The sequence below is a fragment of the Halobellus rarus genome, from assembly GCF_024494595.1.
Lineage (GTDB): Archaea > Halobacteriota > Halobacteria > Halobacteriales > Haloferacaceae > Haloquadratum > Haloquadratum rarum.
On record NZ_JANHDI010000010.1, the window covers coordinates 16,482 to 34,739 of the forward strand.

An 18,258-nucleotide genomic window follows, 5' to 3' on the forward strand; every position below is an offset into this window, starting at 1 on the left:
GAGCCTACCTCCGGACGGTAATTAATCTACCCCGTACGCCGACGGGGAGAATCGGTCGACAGCGTAGACGAACGTCCCGACAGACGGGTCCCGCAATCAGTTCCCGACAGGCGGGTCCCGCAATCAGTTCCCGACAGGCGGGTCCCGCGATCAGTTCCCGACAGGCGGGTCCCGCGATCAGTTCCCGACCGCGGTCGCACGTTCGACGACGTCGGCGCCGTACATCTCTTCGAGGTCCTCGTGCTGGTCGGGTCGGTGCTCGTGGACGTCCTGGAACAGCGTAATCGGCGTCTGTGCCGCCTGATACGTCGCCTCGTCCCACATCCGGTCGCGGCTGATCTCGACGCTGACGCCGTCGATGACGACCGTCGTCGACTGTGTCATCGCGATGGCTCCGCGTCCGGCCTCCTTGGCGGCCTCGAACTCCTCCATCGAGTCGACGATGTCGTCCAGACTCGGGACGTACGCGGTCATATCCAGGAGTTCCGCTTCGAGTTCTTCGTCGTCGAGGACGCGCTCGTCGCCGCCGACGCGGAGCGCGTACTCGCCGTCGCCGACCACGTCGAGGCCCACCTCGTCGCCGTCGTACACCTGCGCTTCGCCGTCCGGTTCGAGCGCCACTTCCTCGTCGCCGACCTCCAGCAGCCACCGACCGTCCACCGGGGGAAGCGGCGCCTCGTTCGCCTCGACGACCTGCCCGGGCGTCAGCGACCAGATGCCGGTCATCCCCTTCGCCCGGTTCTCCTCCATCCGCTCGCGGTAGCCCGCGACGTCGCGGATGTCGTCGTAGGGACCGTCGACCGCGATCAGCCCCGCCGCGCTGGCCCCGCGGGAGGTGTTGTGCCGCAGTTCGGGCCACGGCGGCAACTCGCCCGTCGGCGTCATCGCTCGCATGTCCTTCGTGTAGTCGACCTCGCCGTCGACGAGCAGAAAGAGCCGTTCGAGATTGTTCGAGGGCTTGCCCATCTCCGCCCGGAGGTCGCCGAGGGCGAGTTCGGCCTCGCCGGACTCGACGATCACGGACATCGAGAGGCTCCCCGCTTCGAGTCCGCACTCCTCTTCGACGATGGTGAAGAACTCGTCGGCCTTCTTCCAGTCGTCGACGTCGCCGACCTCGGGGATGACGAAGCCGTCGATGTGCTCGATCGCGCCGGTATCGGAGCGAGCGACCCGCAGCATCTGCTGGAAACCCTGGTAGCGAGCCGCCGGGTCCTCGCGGTGCCAGACGACGCGCGGATGGATCTCTCCCGGGAAGTCCGCCCCGTGCTCGGCGACGACCTCGATGATGTTCTCGATCCCCTCCTCCCGCATCGACGGCGCGGTGGCGTCCTCGTTGTCCGGGACCCAGACGTCCGGCGCTCGCATCCCGCGGAGCTGCGCCGCGCTCCGGAGCATCTTCGCGGAGTCGTCCTCGCCCTGCACGGCCGTCGGCGACGTGAAGAACGTCCGCACGAACTCGCGGGCGTAGTGTCGATCTGTACTCATAGTTACGTTTTTAGCCGTCTGTCGGGGCGGTATTAAAATTACCGCGGAGAGAGCCGTTCTCGTGGCTGCCAACGGACGACCGAGCGGAGGGATTGCGGCGGTCACGAGCGGTCCTGGCTCCTCCGACGTTCTGCAATGTAAAACACGGACTGACGCCGACCGTCCCGGATGAACGGAGACGCGCGTTCGAGAGGCCGCAGTTCGTCTCGAGCAGCGCCCGTGAAATCGAGTCATATTCGGGTACTGAATTAAACGCGGGAACGAATTATCCAATACTGAACATTGATGTGAATCCGAACGCAATAGAGAACCGATGACCGCCCCCGCGAACCATCCGATCAAATCCCTCGAGAAGACGGTCGAGATAATCGACGTGCTCAAGCGACGTCGGTCCGCCCGCCTCGGGGAGGTAGCCGAGGAACTGGAGCTGAACAAGAGCACCGTCCACAACCACCTGAGTACGCTCCGAGAGCACGAGTACGTGGTCAAAGACGGTGAGGAGTACCGACTGAGCCTGCAGTTCCTCCACATCGGTGGCGTGCTCCGGAACGAGATCGATCTCTACGAGGCGGCGAAACCCAAACTCGATCGACTCGCCGAGGATACCGGAGCGCTCGTGACGCTGGCGACTCACGAGCGGGGCTTGGGGACCGTCCTCTACCGCGCGAAAGGAGCAGACGCCGTCGAGATCGATACACACGTCGGCAGTCAGCTCACACTGCACAACTCGGCGCTCGGGAAGGCGATACTGGGCAATCTACCGCGTTCGGACGTCGAGACGATCGTCGAAGAGCGGGAGCTCCCGGCGGCGACAGAGAACACGATCACCGACGGGGCAGAACTCTACGACGAACTCGACGAGATCCGAGAGCGTGGCTGGGCGTTCGACGACGAGGAGAACTGGCGCGGACTGCGCTGCGTCGGTGCACCCATCCTCACCGACGAGGGCGTCGTGAAGGGCGCGATCAGCCTCTCCGTCCCAAAGAGTCAGCTTGCGGCAGACGGGGACCGACAGGGGTACGTCGACGAGATCAAGAGCACGGCGAATCTCATCGAACTCCGTCTCACGTACGCCTGAGTGGGGAATGTCCCAGTCTTCGCGATCCCGTGACCGCGACAGCCGAGGAGTGACGACGTCCCCTGCGGCCGGGAGTATCGGGTTACGACTCTCTCGGACGAACGATGATTAAATAACAGATGTACGTCTGTCATATTTCGGGTGAATCCGCACATATTTTCCGAGATAAGCGGAATATCAACTCTCTCACGGGAATCACTCTGGGGTTCCAACCACGGTGACGACTGTGTCGGACGCGTCGAGCGACGGGTTCCGCACGACCGCCGCGAGAGATCGGTGAACCGGCTCGGATCGACGCAAGGGTGCTCCGTCAGACCGTCTAGGAACCGTCTCCGGTCGTTCCACGCGTTCAGGACGTCGGATCTCGGTCGACACCCGGTGTTTGATAATATGGAATCGGGAGTGGCGCTAGCGGGGTGTGTCCCCGAGCGCTCGATCGAGCAGTTCGATCGGGTGCGGGGGATGCGCCGAGGCGAGTGCGCTGTCGCCGATCTGACTCCGACAGGAGCCGCCGGGCGCGACCACCTGTGTGGCCTCGCTCGCGCGGATCTTCTCGAACAGCAGTTCGCCGATCGACTTCGAGACGTCGTAGTGTTCGGCCTCGTAGCCGAAACTGCCGGCCATCCCGCAGCAGCCGGAATCGAGCGGGTCGACGTCGTAACCCGTCCGTCTGAGGACGCCGACCGCGTGGTGGTCTTTCCCCGCCGCGTGCTGGTGACAGTGGCCGTGGTAGGCGAGCGACTCACCGAGAGCGTCCCCGGAGACCGGCAGCGACTCGACGAGGCGGTGGACGTCGAGGTACTCGCAGACGCCGTAGGCGTGGCGGGCGACACGTTCCGCATCGTCCGTGGCCAGCAGGTCCGTGTACTCGTCCTGGAAGACCACGGCGTCGCTGGGTTCGACGGCGACGACCTCCCAGCCGTCGTCGAGGAACTCGGAGAACGCAGCGACGTTCGTGCGAGCGCGGTCGGCCGCGCGGTCGAGGAGGCCGACCGAGTACGCCGCCCGCCCGCTTGGGGCGAGGTCGGTCGGGATGTGCACGTGCACGCCGGCGGCTTCGAGGACCCGGACCGCCGCCTTTCCGGGCTCCGGATAGCTGTAGTTCGTGTACGTGTCGGGGAACAGGACGACCTTCCGATCGGCTTCGGCTTCGGTGACAGTCGAATCGCGTCGGCGGAACCACTCGACGAGCGACTCCTGGGCGAACGGCGGGAGCGATCGCTCGGGGGCGATCCCGAAGACCTTCTCCATCACGACGCCCGAGCCCGGAAGCTCCATCGCCCAGTTCGAGAGCGGCGCGAGCCGTGACCCCCACTTCGACGCGGTGTCGATGTTGCCGAAGAGCTTCGAACGCAGGCTCGATCCCTTCTCATCGTGGTACTGGTGTTTGAGTTCGGCCTTGAGCTTCGCCATATCGACGCCCGTCGGGCAGTCGGACTTACAGCCCTTGCAGCCGACACAGAGGTCCAGGACGTCCTCTTGGAAGTCTGCAGACCGCAACCGCTCTTCGGGGATCTCGCCGCTTATCGCGGCGCGCAGCATATTCGCCCGACCCCGCGTCGTCGCCAGCTCGTCGTCGGTGGCGCGGTAGGTCGGACACATCACGTCGGCGTCCTGCTGGCGACACGTCCCGCAGCCGTTGCACAGTTCGACGAGGTGGGAGAACCCGCCCTCCGCGGAGAAATCGAGTTTCGTCTGCGGCTCGACCGAGGAGTACGCCGCGCCGTAGCGCAGGTGCTCGCGCATATCGGTCGGGTCGTCGTCGCGGTAGACGACCTTCCCCGGGTTCATCCGCCAGTCGGGGTCGAACGCCGTCTTGAGGTCCTGAAAGGCCGTCCAGAGGTCCTCGCCGTACATCTTCGGGTTGAACTCCGTCCGGGCGAGACCGTCGCCGTGCTCGCCGGAGAACGCGCCGTGGTGTTCGACGACGATGTCGGTGACGTCGTCGGCGATCGAGTGCATCGTCTCGACGCCCTCCTCCTGCTTCAGCGAGAGGATCGGCCGGATGTGCAGCGTGCCGCTGCCGGCGTGGGCGAAGTACGCCGCGGAGGTCCCGTGGTCGTCGAGAATGTCCATGAACTTCTGCGTGTACTCGGCGAGCTCTTCGGGGGGGACGGTCGCGTCCTCGATGAACGGGTACGGCTTCGGATCGCCTTCCAGGCTCATCAGGAGCGGAATCGCCGCCTTCCGGAGCTTCCAGAGGTCCGCCTGCGACTCCTCGGTGTAGGCCTCGATGGCGTCGAAGGCGTCGCCCGATTCGACGAACCGCTCGTTCACCTCGGCGATCGCCGCCTCGAAGTCGTCGACGAGTTCGGAGTCGAACTCGACCATCAGCGACGCCGCCGTCCCCTCCGGGATCGGCTCCTCGTAGCGGGCGTACTGCTCGGACTCGCGAGCCAGCCGGAACACCTCCGCGTCCATCAACTCGACGGCGCTCACCTCGTATTCGAGGGCCCGCGGAACGGCTTCGAGCGCGTCGATCAGGTCGTCGAAGCAGTACAGCGCCAGCGCCGTCTCCTCGGGCTTCGTGACGAGCGAGAGTTCGGCCTCGACGACGACGCCGAGGGTCGATTCGGCCCCGACGAACAGCTTCGAGAGGTTGATCACGCGCTCGCCCGCGTCGTTCTCGTAGATCGCCTTGTTCAGGTTGTACCCCGAGACGTTCCGCTTCAGGTCGGGGTAGCGGGCGTCGATCTCCTCGGCGTTCCCCTCGACCAACTGTCGAACCGTGCGGTGCAGTTCCGCCTCGCGGGTGTCGCTCGCCACGAGTTCCTCCCACTCGGGGCCGTCGAGGACGATCTCCCGCGTCTCGATCAGGCTGCCGTCCGCGAGCACGACCTTCAGTCGCTCGGTGTAGGCGTCGGTGATGCCGTACCGCACCGAGTGCGCGCCCGTGGAGTTGTTGCCGATCCCGCCGCCGATCGTCGCCCGGTTCGAGGAGGCCGGGTCGGGGGCGAACTTCAGGCCGTCCTCGGCCAGTCGCGCGTCGAGGTGATCCTGAACGACGCCGGGCTGGACGACCGCCCGCTTCTCGTCGGGTCGGACTTCGACGATGTCGTCCATATGCGTCGAGACGTCGAGGACGAGACAGCCGGGACCGACCGCCTGGCCGCCGAGAGAGGATCCGGTCCCCCGGGCGATGACCGGCACGTCGTGGTCGGCCGCGACGGCGACTGCGGCCCGGACGTCCTCGACGCCTCTCGGTTCGACGACGCCGGCGGGACGGGCCTGGTAGATGCTGCCGTCGGTCGCGTAGAGGATCTGGGCGTACTCGTCGAATCGCACCGCGCCGTCGACTTCCGTCCGGAGGTCAGAAGCCAACGCCGCGTACTCCGCCACCTCGTCCCTCGGTGACGGAGGGGCCACTGCTCCCTCTCCTTCCGGGACGGTCTTTTGTGACATACGTCAGGCGTTGCCGATGAAGCGATGTAAATCTGCGGGATGGGGCGACCGCCGCGTCCACGCGAGCAGCGAATCGATCACGGGTCTCGGCGGCGTGACACTCGCAGCGCCGTGGGTCACCCGAAGGCGGTGATGAGCAACACGCCCGCGACGACGACCGCGGCGGCGGTGAACAGCCCCCAGGTGACGCGCTCCAATCGCTGGGGCATAAACAGCGCCGCGAGGACGACGACGAACAGCGTGTTGGTCACGATGATCGGGCTCACGACGTTGACCGGCGCGATCGAGAGCGCGACGTAGTAACCGAGCAGAAACGCCGTGTTCAGGAGGCCGGCCAGCACGAACCACCGCGCGTTCGTCCCGCGGAGCACCGACCGATCGGGGAGATTGTCGTCCCACCAGAGATAGAGGCCGAATCCGAGCGCGGCCGCGACTGACTTCACGGCGAGGCCGACGAGCGGCGGCGTTCCCTCGTCGAAGCCGACGTTCGCGAAGATCGGTTCCCAGCCGATCGCGACCGCTGCGCCGAAGGGAACCAGGATTCCGACGAGCAGTTCGCGCCGAGGGAGGTCCTCGGGGTTGTCGTTACTCGTCAGCCACGCGATGACGGCGACGCCGCCGACGACGAGGACGATTCCGACGCCGTGAACCGCAGAGAGCGTCTCGTCGAGGAAGACGACGCCGAGGACGGTCGAGATGAGCGCCCACGAGGCGACGATCGGCGCCGTCCGACTCGCACCGATCTTGTCGATGCTGACGAAGTTCAGCGCCCGGCCGATCAGCGTCCCGAGGATGCCGGCGACGGCGAACGAGACGAGCGACAGCCGTGTCAGTCCGTAGGTCGGATAGTACCGAAGCGCCACGACCGGCAGCAGGACGGCGACGTTGACGATCGAGACGACAAAGATGGCGTCCTCGGTCGTGCCGCTATCGGTGCCCTGCCTGACGCACAGGTTGGAAGACGCCGAGGCGAGGGCGGCACCGACGGCTAACCCGACAGCGACCAGATGCGACGCCTCGGCCATTGCCCCGCAGGTTACCGACCGCGTATCAATACTCTTTCGTAACGTCGTCGGGATCGTCGGTCGTCGGGCGGACATATATTGTTTTATTACCCCCGTGATCCGAATGGCCACCTATGCAGCAACCACCGGATACCGATCCACTCAACCCGCCGCAACGGACGCTGATGGGCCCCGGGCCGAGCGAGGTCCACCCGCGCGTACTCCGGATTATGAGCGCGCCGCTCATCGGCCACCTCGACCCGGCGTTCATCGAGATCATGGACGAGGTCCAGGAACTCCTCCGGTACACGTTCCAGACCGACAACCGCTGGACGATCCCGGTTTCCGGAACCGGATCGGCGTCGATGGAGACCGCGTTCGGGAACCTCGTCGAACCGGGCGACACCGTCCTCGTGCCCACGAACGGCTACTTCGGCGGGCGAATGGAGTCGATGGCGGAGCGAGCGGGCGGCGACGTCGTCCACGTCGACGCGCCGTGGGGCGAACCGCTCGACCCCGACGACGTGGCCGCGGCGTTCGACGAACACGACCCAGACGTGTTCGGGTTCGTCCACGCCGAGACGAGCACGGGCGTGCTGCAGCCGCAGGTGTCGGAACTCACGAGCATCGCCCACGAACACGACGCGTACGTGATCGCCGACTGCGTGACCTCGCTGGGCGGCGTCGAACTCCGCGTCGACGAGTGGGACGTCGACGTCGCCTACTCGGGCGGTCAGAAGTGCCTCTCCTGCCCGCCGGGCGCGAGTCCGCTCACGCTCAACGACCGGGCGATGGAGAAGGTGCTCGGCCGCGACACCGACGTCCGTTCGTGGTACCTCGACCTCTCGCTGCTCGAAGGCTACTGGGGCGAGGAGCGCTCGTATCACCACACGGCACCGATCACGAACGTCTACGCGCTGCGCGAGGCGCTCCAGTTGGTCGCCGAGGAAGGCCTCGAAGCGCGCTGGGAGCGCCACCGCGAGATGGCCACCGAACTCAAGGAAGGCCTCGAAGAGATGGGACTGGAGATGAACCCCGACGACGAGTTCTGGCTCCCGTCGCTGAACGCGGTGCGGGTGCCGGACGGCGTCGACGACGGGAAGTTGCTCGCGGAACTGCAGGAGGAACACGCCCTCGAGATCGCGAGCGGCCTGGGCGATCTCGAGGGCGAGATCCTCCGGATCGGCTGTATGGGCTACTCGGCGCGGACGCCGAACATCCAGTTCGTCCTCTCCGCGCTCGAAGAGGCGCTGGCGAACCAGGGCTACGAAGCCTAACGCGCGACCGACGCGTACCTTCTTACCGACGCTCGACATCGTAACGGCGCGTAACTCCCTCACGAAACGGGGCCGACGGGCGAGAACGTAACGAAACGGGGCCGACGGGCGAGAACGCGGGACGACCGTGACTCGATTACTCCTGTTCGACCCGAACGTCCAACACGGCGGGGTCGCCGCGTTCGACCGCGTCGAGTCCCTCCCGGAGTGCGGGTTCGAGAGAATCTATCGAGTCGACGACAGCGGTCTGCGCGTCCACCACGTGCGCGGCGTGTGAGAGGTCGAGGGTCGGCTCGAATCGGCTCTCGGGGACGCCCGCCGCGGCAGCGCTCCCGTCGGAATGCTGATCCAGCGTCGAGGTCCGGACGGCGTTCCACCGGGAGTTGTTGTACACCACCGTCAGCGACGGCGCGTCGTGGGCGGCCGCCGTCCACGTCGACGCCGTCGGATTGCCGAAGACGTAGGAGCCGTCGCCGACGAGCGAGATCACGGTGTGGTCCGGCGCGGCCAGTTTGACTCCCGTCGCGGCACCGGGTGCCCATCCCAGGCCGGAGCCGTACGGCGAGCGGTAACTCCCCGGCCGTTCGAGATCCAAGTGCTCTAAGACCGTGCGCTTGTTCGTCGTGGTCTCGTTGAGCACGACCGTCGATTCGTCGACGAGGTCGTCGATGGCGTCCGTCAGCACGGCCGGCGACAGGATCCCACCGCTGTACTGCTCCGCCAGCGACTCGGATCGCTCGGTCAATCTCCGGTCGTGTTCGTCACGCCACGGAGCCCACTCGTCCCCGTCCGACCCGGGTTCGCGCCCGCCCGCTCCGGATTCGAGTCGGTCGGCGACGGCGGCGAGCGTCGTACCGGGATCGGCTCGGACCGCCAGGTCGGTCTCGAAGTCCCAGAGCGGGTACTGCGGCTTCGCCGGATCGACGTCGAGGTGCACGATCGACACGTTGTCGTCGACCGGGCGTTCAGAGGGCGGTTCCCAGGGCACGTCGGCGTCTGCGAGCACGACGAGGTCCGCCTTCGCCATCGCCGCCCGCGAGTCGAACCCGACGTGGAGGTCGTGCGTTCGGGGGAAGTTCAGGGCCGTCGGGCGCTGTTCGACGACGCCCGCGCCCGCGATCTCGGCGAAGCGTCGGAGCCGATCGAGCGATTCCTCGGGGCGGTTCGCCCCGAGTTTGCTGGTGACGACGAGCGGGGCGTCCGCCTCGCGAACCATCGACGCGAGCCGATCGACCGTCGCGGCGTCCGCACCGACTGGCCCGGCGTCCGTGAGCGAGTGCGAACCGGGCGTCGAGTCGACGGGCGTTTCGAGCGCCTCGCGGGTCGCCGTGAGGTAGCTCGGCCCCCGTCGCGGGGTCGACGCGAGCTCCAGGCCCCGAGCGACGAACTCGTCGGGGTCGGCGGGCGGGCGGTACTCGCCCGTCCACCGGCAGTACTGTTCGACGATCGCCTCCTGGTCGTAGACGTCCTGGATGTACTGGATGCCGCTGGAGCGCGCGCCCGGTTCCTCGCCGTGGGTGATCGGGGCCAATCCCGCAAAGATGAACACCGGGGCGTCGCCGCGGTGGGCGTTGTGGACCATCGCGCCGAGGTTCTGCGTGCCGACGTCGACGTGGACGAAGACCGCCTGCGGCCGGCCGGTCACCGCCGCGTAGCCGTCCGCCGCGCTCAGCGCCCCCGACTCGTGGGGACAGGTCACGAACTCCGGAATCGCGTCGGGGTTCGCTTCGCGGCGTCGCGCGGCCGCCTCCAGGAGCGGCGTGTGATCGGTCCCGAAGTTGCCGAAGACGTACTCGACGCCGTACTCGCGCAGCGATCGAAGTATCACGTCCGCCGCGGTCGATTCGCTCTCGCCCGTGCTCTCCGCTCCGTGATCGTCCATCTCGTCGGCACTGTTCAGTACGATACTATATATCGATTCGCTCTGTGGCGGAACCGGTGTCAGTCCTCGAATCGACGGACGTCTTCGCGGACGGCCTCGTAGGCCTCGCGGAGGCGCGCCGTCTCCGACTCGTCGAGGTCCCACTCGATCGTCCGGACGACCTCGCCGTCAGCCAGCGTCACCGGGACGCTCAGACACGCGTCAGTGAACCCGTATTCTCCGTCGAGCGGCACGGAGAGACAGAGCGGATCCGTGGGGTTCGGAGCGGACAGTCCCCGGAGGACCCGGAGCAGTCCCGCGCCGGACACCCAGCGCGAGGAATCCCCGATCCCGCGCTTCTCGGCGATCTCGAAGGGGACCTCCAGAACCTCGTCGACGATCGCTTCGCGCTGTTCCGGCGTGAAGGAGACCGCCTCCCCCGCGACCGTCGCGCTGGAGAACACCGGAACCACGTGCTCGCCGTGTTCGCCCATCGTCGGACACGAGACGCGCGTCGGGTGGACGTCGTGCCGCCGGGCGATGGCGTCGGCGACGCGGGCGGTCTCGGCGAGCGAGAACCCCATCACCTTCGAGCGGGGCCAGCCGAGCTGGTTCCAGAGTCGATAGACGATGCGGTCGACGGGGTTGGTCACGACGACGGTCGGCACCGGATCGACCGCGTCGAGGGAATCGGCGATACTGTCGATGAGCGGGAGGTTGGCGTCCAGTTCCCTGGTTCGCGCTCCGCGCGACCCCCGCTGGGTGTCGTCGTCGCTCGGTGGAACCCTCGCGGTGACGACGACGGCGTCGAGATCAAACTCGCCGATGTCGTCGGTCGGGGCGTACGTCACCGATCCGGCTGCGGCCGCTCCCTCCGAGAGCGGCCCGCCGACCAGGTGGTAGCTCGCGTGCCGGAGATCCGTCGCGTGGCCCCACGCGGCGTCCAACGCCGTCTCGAACAGCGTCACCGAGTTGTGCGGGTCGTCGCAGGCGAGACTGTACGCCAGCGTCGATCCGATCGTGCTCGCGCCGCCGATGATTCCGACGTGCATACCGTCACCGTCTCGGTTCGACGGTATATTTTTATAGGGTGTTTCGACGACCGCTACTGGGGGCGGTTCGGGTGAAACGACGGCGCTCTGGAACGTGCGGGTGAAACGAGCGACGTTGCCGCAGAACAGTCCGACTGAAACGACCGTTTCTCAGTCGCGCCGAGATGAAACGGACGCCGTTACCCCAGATCTGTAGGCGGCCGAATTCGCCCGGTGGAGAAGTCGAGAGACTCCTTCACACGGCACTGACCGACAAGGTAATATACGAATGTGTTCAACCCGAAGAGTACCTATGCGAATGGGAAGATTCGTTATCGATACGCACGTTCACGGCCAGCGGGTCGCCGTGAACTTCGAGGACAGAGAGGAGAAACCGGACTACGCCACGCTCAGCAAACTGATGTGGCAGGCCCAGGACGCCGATCAGGCGGACGACGACGCCGAGATCGTCACCTACCGCAACACGGACCGGCTCCTGTACGATATGGACCTCTACGGCGTCGATATGGTCTGTCTCCAGCCCGGCTTCGGGTTCAGCGACCGCCTCCACGGAAAGATGGTCGAGGAGCGTCCCGACAAGTTCGTCGCCTTCGCCCACCCCTACGAGACGAACCGGAAGGCGGTCGCCGGCGAGGAGGAATGGGACATCGACCGCGCCTGCGAGGAACTCGACGAGCGGCTCAGCCAGGACGGGTTCGTCGGCATCGGCGAGATGCTCCCGTTCGATCCGACGATCACCGAGCGCGCCGAACGGATGCCGTGGGACGAGCGCCACGACCAGCTCCGGAAGATCTACGACGTGGCCGCGAAGCACGACGTGCCGCTCCGCTGGCACCCCGGATCGGTCAACGGCGGCTACGAACGCGACCCCGGGACGCTCCTGCCGGATCGTCGCAGCATCAAGTACGCGGTCGATCTCCACCTGGAGTACCCGGAAGTCCCGATCATCATCGATCACGGCGGCGTCCAGGGCAACTGGCGGAAGAACGTCGAGGAGTCCTGTAACGTCGCGGCGACGTACGACAACGTCTACATCGAGATCGGCAACTACTGGTCGGATCTGATCAAGCGCCCGATGAACGACCCGAACATCGGGCCCGAGCAGCTGATCTGGGGGACCGACTGGGGCGCGTCGTGGATCGCGACGAACAACCCGGCGAACCGGTCGACCGGCGAGTACGACTACCCGCCGCAGCGGTGGACGCAGATCAAGAGCCGCGGCCTGCAGGCGCATCAGGCCGACGCCTGGGGGACCTCGATGCGACAGATCGACAAGTACGCCCGGGAAGTCGACCTGCCCGCGGACGACCTCAACCTCATCATGGGCGGGAACGTCTGCCGGCTGCTCGACATCGACCCGCCGCACAAGCGACTCTTCCCCGAGTACATCTGACGCAGTCGCCATGCAGGTCCCATCCAGAGTAGAGCTGCCGAAGGTTCGGGAGCTATCCAGCATCGCCGCCGAAAACAATCCGGATCGGATCGCCTACGGGAACGGCGTGTCGGGTCGCGAAATAACGTGGGCGGCGTTCGACGCCGAGAGCAACCGCGCGGCGAACGGCCTCAGAGAACACGTTAGACAGGGAGACAGAGTCGCGTATCTCACGGAAGCCAGCGTCGAACAGACGACACTCTGGAACGCCGGACTGAAAGCGGGGTGTATCGTCTCGAACCTCCACATACGCGATTCTCCGGATCGGGTCCGAACCTGCCTCGACTCGCTTCGGCCCCGCGTGCTCGTCGTCGACGAGGAGCGCTCCGCCTTCGTCGAAGAACACGTCTACGACGAGGCGTCGACGGCGATCGACGCGGTCGTCACGACGGGCGAACCGCAGACGGACTACGAGCAGTCGATGGAATCGCTCCTCGACGGGCAGCCGGCGGTCGAACCGGACGTGAACGTCGGCCCCGACGACATCGCCGTGGTGATGTGGACCTCGGGCACGACGGGCGAACCGAAGGGGTGGTCCCACACCAACCGGGGGCTGGCCCACCGAGCGATGAAGCTCGCGCACAAGAAGGGGACCACGCGGCTGACTCGCGTGTCGAACTTCTTCACCCCCTCGTTCGCCGCGTGGTACTCGACGACGCTGCCGACGATGCTCGCGAACGGAGCCTCCTACTACGTCAAGCAGTGGAGCCCGGAGGCGTACGTCGAACTCGTCGAGGAGCGATCGATCACCAGCTCGAACCTGGTGCCGACGATGTGGCGGGAGGTGCTCCGAGTCGACGACCTCGACGAGTACGACCTGAGTAGCCTCGTAACCGTCGAATCCGGCGGGGAGACGCTGAACACGACGACGCTCGAGGGACTGCAGGAGCACGTCTCCTCGTCGGTGTCGCAGTCCTACGCCGCGACCGAGGTGTGCGGGACGTACATCGACGCCGACGAGATGGTCGGCGAGCGCATCGACAGCGTCGGGAAGCCGCTGCTCGGCGTGCAGGTCCGCGTGGTCGAACACGGCGGATCGCCCGCGGACGCGCTTCCGCCGGGCGAGGTGGGCGAGATAATCGTCAAGTCAAGCGACGCCGCCGTCTGGGTCTGGGGCGACACCGAAAAGACCCGGGAGTCGTTCGAGGACGGCTGGTGGTACTCCGGCGACCTCGGGTACAAAGACGAGGAAGGCTACCTCTTCATCGAGGGCCGCGACGACGACATGATCCTCTCGAAGGGGATCAAGGTCTTCCCCGCTCCGGTCGAGGAGCGACTGAACGAGCACCCCGACGTCGTCGAGTCCGCGGTGTTCGGCGTGACGGACGACGAGTACGGGGAGCGGGTGACCGCGGCCGTGCAGACGACTGCCGAGGGCCTCGACGCCGAGGCCCTCGACGAGTGGTGTCTGCAGAGCGAGAAGCTCTCCCGGTTCGAGCGGCCCCGAGAGTACCACTTCTACGCGGAGACGCTCCCGCGGACGGCCAGCGACAAACTGGACCGCGCGGCGATCAAGGAGCGCTCGGTCGGCGCGCGTTAGGAAGGTGTTACACTGTTACGGACGGTGTTCGTCGGGTCGAACTATCGTATACCGGCGAAGAAACGCCGTTTCGACGCGTCTCACGGGGGTTTTCGCTCCAGGCACCAAAACACTTAAATTGTAATAATTATATCTGACCTTGTATGGCAAACGATACCAGTGGGAACGGTAGCGCTAGCAGTACACGCCGTCGCGGCTTCTTGAAGAAGGCCGGACTCCTCGGGACGGTCGGTCTCGCAGGGTGTCTGGGGGGCGGTGACGGCGGATCGGGAGATGGCGACTCCGGCGGCGACAGCGGCGGGAGCGACGGTGACTCCGCCGGCGGCGACAGCGGCGGAGAGGAGACGACCTCGGGCGGCGACGGAGGCGGCGAAGAGACGCTCGTGATGGGAACGGCCTCCGAGGTCAGCGCGAACTTCGCGATGATGTCGGGGCTGGGCGGCGTGGTGAACGAGAACACCGACGAGGTGTACCTGGACGTCCGTCCGAGCGCCTCGATGGCGGCGAACATCGGCCGGATGGCCAGAGACGAGATCGACATCGGACTGATCGAGAGCACGACGGCACACGACGTCAACGAGGGCAACGAGCCCTTCGGCGACGTCGCCGTCGACCTCCGACAGATCGTTCACGGATCCACCTCCGACTGGTTCCTCTTCGCGGAGGACGACCAGTACTCGACTATCGACGACATCGGACCGGACACCTACGTCGCTCCCGGTCCGTCCGGGTCGCGCGTGACGGACATGGTCCGGCGGGTCCTCGAACTCGCGGGCGTCGAGTACCAGGAGCGGACGACCGGGTACGGCGATATGGGTGCTGCGGTCGCCGAGGGCCGCATCGACGTCGGCCTCGGCGCGTTCACGAACGTCCAGGTCGGGACCGTCACGCCCGGGTGGGTCCAGGAGATCAAGGGAACGGTCGACGCCCGACTGCTCGGCCTCCCCGCGGAGCTCCAGAGCGGCATAAACGAGGAGGGCTGGGGGAACTCCTTCGAGTTCGAGGTCGACCCCGAAGGCTGGGCGCACGTCCCCGACACGCCGCGCTCGATGTCGCAGGTGACGTGGCTCTACGGGACCGCGGAGACGTCGACTGACGCAGTCTACAACGTGCTCGAAACGATGTACGAGAACCGGGATTCGATGGGTGACTACCACGAACTGCTCTCGTTCTACACGAACGACGATCACTGGACGCGTGAGCCCCACCCGGGCTTCTCGCTCCATCAGGGTACACAGGACTTCCTCGACGAGTACGACCTGAACTAGCTCCGCACTCCCTTAGAACGAAACAATGAACACGTATCTGGGACGGGAACAGCTCCAACGGGTCGGCGACTGGAGCGTCTACATTGCCGGGCTCGCCCTGGGCCTGTTGTTACTGTACTACGCCGAGACGTTCTACGGGGCCAGGGTTCGTCACACGAACCTGGTCCTCGGGCTGTGCCTGGCCATCTTTTATTTGGGCCTCTTCCGCGACGCGTTGGGGCCGGTCGAGGAGAAGACGGGAACGTCTCTGCGTCGCCTCTCGGCGCAACTCGACCGCGGCTACGTCCGGTTCGTCAGACCCGCGATGTTCCTCGGGTTGGCCGCCTTCTCGATGGTCATTATGGTCTACATCGACATCCACCACGTGCGGCTGATGGAGGACGGGCCGATCGTCGGGTACCGGACGGCGGACTACGTGATCGGGGCGATCATCGTGTATCTCTGTACCGACGTCACGGTCCGCTCCTTCGGGAAGCTCATGGCGTCGATCGTGCCCATCGGGTTCCTGTACGGATACCTCGGACCGTATCTGCCCGGTGCGCTCTATCACAGCGGGATGGAAACCCAACAGCTGCTCCGACTGACGGTCCTCGGGATGCAGGGGGTGTACGGCTTCATCCTCCAGGTCGGCGCGACGTGGGTGGCGATATTCCTCCTCCTCGCCGGCCTCACCAAGGCGTACGGCATCTTGGACTACCTGATGGACGTCAGCAAGGAACTGAGCAAGCTGTTCAGATCCGGCATCGTCCACGCGGCCGTGTTGGCGAGTCTAGCTTTCGGGTCGATCACCGGCGCGTCGGCCGCGAACACGGCGACGACCGGGAGTTTCACCATCCCGCTGATGAAGAACCAGGGCGTCGACAAGGGATACGCGGGCGGGATCGAGACGGTCGCGTCCATCGGGGGACAGCTCGTCCCGCCGATTATGGGGATCGCGGCGTTCATCATGGCCGATCTCCTGGGCCTGTCCTACGTCAGAATCATCCAGGCGGGACTCGTTCCGGCGATACTGTTCTACTTCAGCGTGGTCGTCTCCGTGCAGCTCCTGATCTACAAGTTCGGCTGGCAGACCACCCGGAACGTGAAGGACGTCGAGTACGGCGTCTTCCTGGAGATTCTCTGGTACGTCGCGCCGTTCGCCGTGCTGATCTACTACCTGGCCATCCTGCAGTACACGCCGCTGACGTCGGGGTACTACGCGACGCTGACGCTGATCGGTATGGTCGCGGTGAAGTACCTGGTCGAACAGCGCTCCGCAGGGGTCAAAAGCGCCGTCAAAGACACCGCCGAAGGGCTGAAGGTCGGTTCCGAGGAGATGGCACCGCTGCTCGTGATCCTCGGTGCGATCGGGATCATCATCGCGGTGTTCACCCAGACGGGGTTCGCCCAGCGGCTGAACACGCTGATGATCAGCCTCGCCGGCGGGAGCGTCCTGCTCCTGTTGCTGCTTGCGATGGGCGTGAGCCTCATCTTCGGCCTCGGGATGCCGGCACCGGCCGCGTACGTCCTCGTCGCCTCGCTCGCGGGGGCGGCGATGGTTCGATTCGGCCTGCAGGAACTCGTCGCGCACATGTTCGTCTTCTACTTCGCGATGTACTCCTCGCTCACGCCGCCGGTCGGCCCGTCGACGATCGTCGCCGCGAAGATCGCGAACGCGGAGTATCTGGACACGGCGATCAAGTCCTCGAAACTCGCGCTCCCGGGGTTCGTCATCCCCTTCATGTTCGTCGCGAACGACGTGCTCATCTACTGGGAGTCCCCCTCGACGATCCTCGTGACGTTCGCGATGCTGGCGGGCATCGTCGGCCTCTCGATGACGATCTTCGCGTACGACGGGAGCAGCAGGCTCTCCATCGTCGGCCGCTCGATCTACGGGGGACTGGCCGTCTTGACGTTCTTCGGAACGTATGTGGGGCTCTTCGGGCTCACCACGCAGGTGGCGATCGGCGTCGCCATCCTGGCGCTCGTGGCCGCCACGTCCGTGATGGAGGTCCCCGGCGTGTCGCGGATGTACGCGCAGTACCTCACGAAGCCATCGCCGGTGACCGAGTCGGGCAACTGAGTCCCCGGTCGAACGAACTCGGCGACCGTTTTTCCGTCGGGTTTTTACAGATCGGCGGGATACCGCAGGTATGCGAATCGCACGGATGCAGACCCCCGAGGGACCGATCGCGGGCCGATACGAGGACGGAACCGTCGTCGCCGACGACGGGCGGTACGTCGTCGGTCGCGACGGCACGCTCACGTACCCCTGCTCGCCCTCGGCGCTGTACTGCGTCGGCCGCAACTACGCCGAGACGCTCGACCAGATGGACTACGACCGCCCCGAGGAGCCCGACTTCTTCATCAAGCCGCCGGCCGCCCTGATCGGTCCGGAGGAGCCGATCCGGTACCCCTCGTGGACGGACGAACTGACCTACGCGGGCGAACTCGCCGCCGTCGTCGACGAACGCTGTCACGACGTCGATCCCGCGGACGTCCCCGACGTGATTCGCGGCTACACGATCTTGAACGACGTCGACGCGCTCGATCAGCAGGGACGGACCGCGCGGAAGGCGTTCGACACGTCCGGACCGCTGGGGCCGTGGATCGAGACCGAGGTCACCCCTTACGACCTCGACATCCGAACCGAGATCAACGGCAAAGTGCGGCAGGACGCCAACACCGAGTTGATGCTGTTCGATCCCTACGAGGTCGTCTCGTTCCTCTCTCGTCGGTTCACGTTCCGGCCCGGCGACGTCGTCGCCTTCGGCAGCCCGGCGAACCCGGGGACGGTCGCTCCCGGCGACGAGATCGAGATCACCTACGAGGGCGTCGGGACCCTGAAGAACACCGTCGTCGGGTGAACGGTCTCACCCT

The 18,258-nt window shown here is 66.0% G+C and carries 12 protein-coding genes; 7 read left to right on the forward strand and 5 right to left on the reverse strand.

The genetic code is table 11. The features are described 5' to 3' along the window. Nucleotides 1-177: 177 nt before the first annotated feature. A complete protein-coding gene (gene aceB / locus NO876_RS12250) occupies nt 178-1,485 on the reverse strand; it encodes a malate synthase AceB (protein WP_256421957.1) in 1,308 nt (435 codons plus the stop codon). 313 nt (nt 1,486-1,798) lie between these two features. On the opposite strand from aceB, the gene NO876_RS12255 reads away from it, so the two are divergent. Then, nucleotides 1,799-2,563, forward strand: a complete 765-nt coding sequence (locus NO876_RS12255; protein WP_256421958.1) for an IclR family transcriptional regulator — start codon at nt 1,799-1,801, stop codon at nt 2,561-2,563. A gap of 408 nt (nt 2,564-2,971) precedes the next feature. On the opposite strand, the gene NO876_RS12260 is transcribed toward NO876_RS12255, so the two are convergent. Both NO876_RS12260 and NO876_RS12265 read right to left on the reverse strand, forming a co-directional pair. Beyond that, the gene (locus NO876_RS12260; RefSeq protein ID WP_256421959.1) at nt 2,972-5,965 is read right to left on the reverse strand and encodes an FAD-binding and (Fe-S)-binding domain-containing protein; all 2,994 of its coding nucleotides are present in this window, start codon (nt 5,963-5,965) and stop codon (nt 2,972-2,974) included. 116 nt (nt 5,966-6,081) lie between these two features. Next, entirely contained in the window at nt 6,082-6,990 is a 909-nt protein-coding gene (locus tag NO876_RS12265; protein ID WP_256421960.1) for an EamA family transporter, read from the reverse strand. A gap of 113 nt (nt 6,991-7,103) precedes the next feature. Here NO876_RS12265 and NO876_RS12270 point away from each other — a divergent pair, with 113 nt between their 5' ends. After that, nucleotides 7,104-8,246, forward strand: a complete 1,143-nt coding sequence (locus NO876_RS12270; RefSeq protein WP_256421961.1) for a pyridoxal-phosphate-dependent aminotransferase family protein — start codon at nt 7,104-7,106, stop codon at nt 8,244-8,246. A gap of 136 nt (nt 8,247-8,382) precedes the next feature. On the opposite strand, the gene NO876_RS12275 is transcribed toward NO876_RS12270, so the two are convergent. Further along, nucleotides 8,383-10,128 carry a thiamine pyrophosphate-requiring protein gene (locus NO876_RS12275; RefSeq protein WP_256421962.1) on the reverse strand — a complete coding sequence of 582 codons (1,746 nt, stop codon included), beginning with the start codon at nt 10,126-10,128 and terminating at the stop codon, nt 8,383-8,385. A gap of 59 nt (nt 10,129-10,187) precedes the next feature. After that, complete coding sequence (locus NO876_RS12280; protein ID WP_256421963.1) at nt 10,188-11,159, reverse strand: malate dehydrogenase; 972 nt, start codon at nt 11,157-11,159, stop codon at nt 10,188-10,190. Between the two features lie 292 nt (nt 11,160-11,451). Between NO876_RS12280 and NO876_RS12285 the strand changes: the two genes are divergently transcribed. The 5 genes from NO876_RS12285 to NO876_RS12305 all read left to right on the forward strand — a co-directional run bounded on the left by NO876_RS12285 (nt 11,452) and on the right by NO876_RS12305 (nt 18,245). After that, nucleotides 11,452-12,552, forward strand: coding sequence for an amidohydrolase family protein (locus tag NO876_RS12285; RefSeq protein WP_256421964.1), 1,101 nt, complete (start codon nt 11,452-11,454; stop codon nt 12,550-12,552). A gap of 10 nt (nt 12,553-12,562) precedes the next feature. Then, nucleotides 12,563-14,131 carry a class I adenylate-forming enzyme family protein gene (locus NO876_RS12290; RefSeq protein ID WP_256421965.1) on the forward strand — a complete coding sequence of 523 codons (1,569 nt, stop codon included), beginning with the start codon at nt 12,563-12,565 and terminating at the stop codon, nt 14,129-14,131. 143 nt (nt 14,132-14,274) lie between these two features. Then, nucleotides 14,275-15,399 carry a TAXI family TRAP transporter solute-binding subunit gene (locus NO876_RS12295; RefSeq protein WP_256421966.1) on the forward strand — a complete coding sequence of 375 codons (1,125 nt, stop codon included), beginning with the start codon at nt 14,275-14,277 and terminating at the stop codon, nt 15,397-15,399. Between the two features lie 25 nt (nt 15,400-15,424). Next, entirely contained in the window at nt 15,425-17,461 is a 2,037-nt protein-coding gene (locus tag NO876_RS12300; RefSeq protein WP_256421967.1) for a TRAP transporter permease, read from the forward strand. A 70-nt stretch (nt 17,462-17,531) separates the two neighbouring features. Continuing rightward, entirely contained in the window at nt 17,532-18,245 is a 714-nt protein-coding gene (locus NO876_RS12305) for a fumarylacetoacetate hydrolase family protein (RefSeq protein ID WP_256421968.1), read from the forward strand. The last annotated feature ends 13 nt before the right edge of the window (nt 18,246-18,258 follow it).

Coding starts and splice junctions, on each gene's coding strand:
- aceB (WP_256421957.1), bottom strand. CDS start 1,485: ATGAGTACAGATCGACACTACGCCCGCGAGTTCGTGCGGACGTTCTTC.
- NO876_RS12255 (WP_256421958.1), top strand. CDS start 1,799: ATGACCGCCCCCGCGAACCATCCGATCAAATCCCTCGAGAAGACGGTC.
- NO876_RS12260 (WP_256421959.1), bottom strand. CDS start 5,965: ATGTCACAAAAGACCGTCCCGGAAGGAGAGGGAGCAGTGGCCCCTCCG.
- NO876_RS12265 (WP_256421960.1), bottom strand. CDS start 6,990: ATGGCCGAGGCGTCGCATCTGGTCGCTGTCGGGTTAGCCGTCGGTGCC.
- NO876_RS12270 (WP_256421961.1), top strand. CDS start 7,104: ATGCAGCAACCACCGGATACCGATCCACTCAACCCGCCGCAACGGACG.
- NO876_RS12275 (WP_256421962.1), bottom strand. CDS start 10,128: ATGGACGATCACGGAGCGGAGAGCACGGGCGAGAGCGAATCGACCGCG.
- NO876_RS12280 (WP_256421963.1), bottom strand. CDS start 11,159: ATGCACGTCGGAATCATCGGCGGCGCGAGCACGATCGGATCGACGCTG.
- NO876_RS12285 (WP_256421964.1), top strand. CDS start 11,452: ATGCGAATGGGAAGATTCGTTATCGATACGCACGTTCACGGCCAGCGG.
- NO876_RS12290 (WP_256421965.1), top strand. CDS start 12,563: ATGCAGGTCCCATCCAGAGTAGAGCTGCCGAAGGTTCGGGAGCTATCC.
- NO876_RS12295 (WP_256421966.1), top strand. CDS start 14,275: ATGGCAAACGATACCAGTGGGAACGGTAGCGCTAGCAGTACACGCCGT.
- NO876_RS12300 (WP_256421967.1), top strand. CDS start 15,425: ATGAACACGTATCTGGGACGGGAACAGCTCCAACGGGTCGGCGACTGG.
- NO876_RS12305 (WP_256421968.1), top strand. CDS start 17,532: ATGCGAATCGCACGGATGCAGACCCCCGAGGGACCGATCGCGGGCCGA.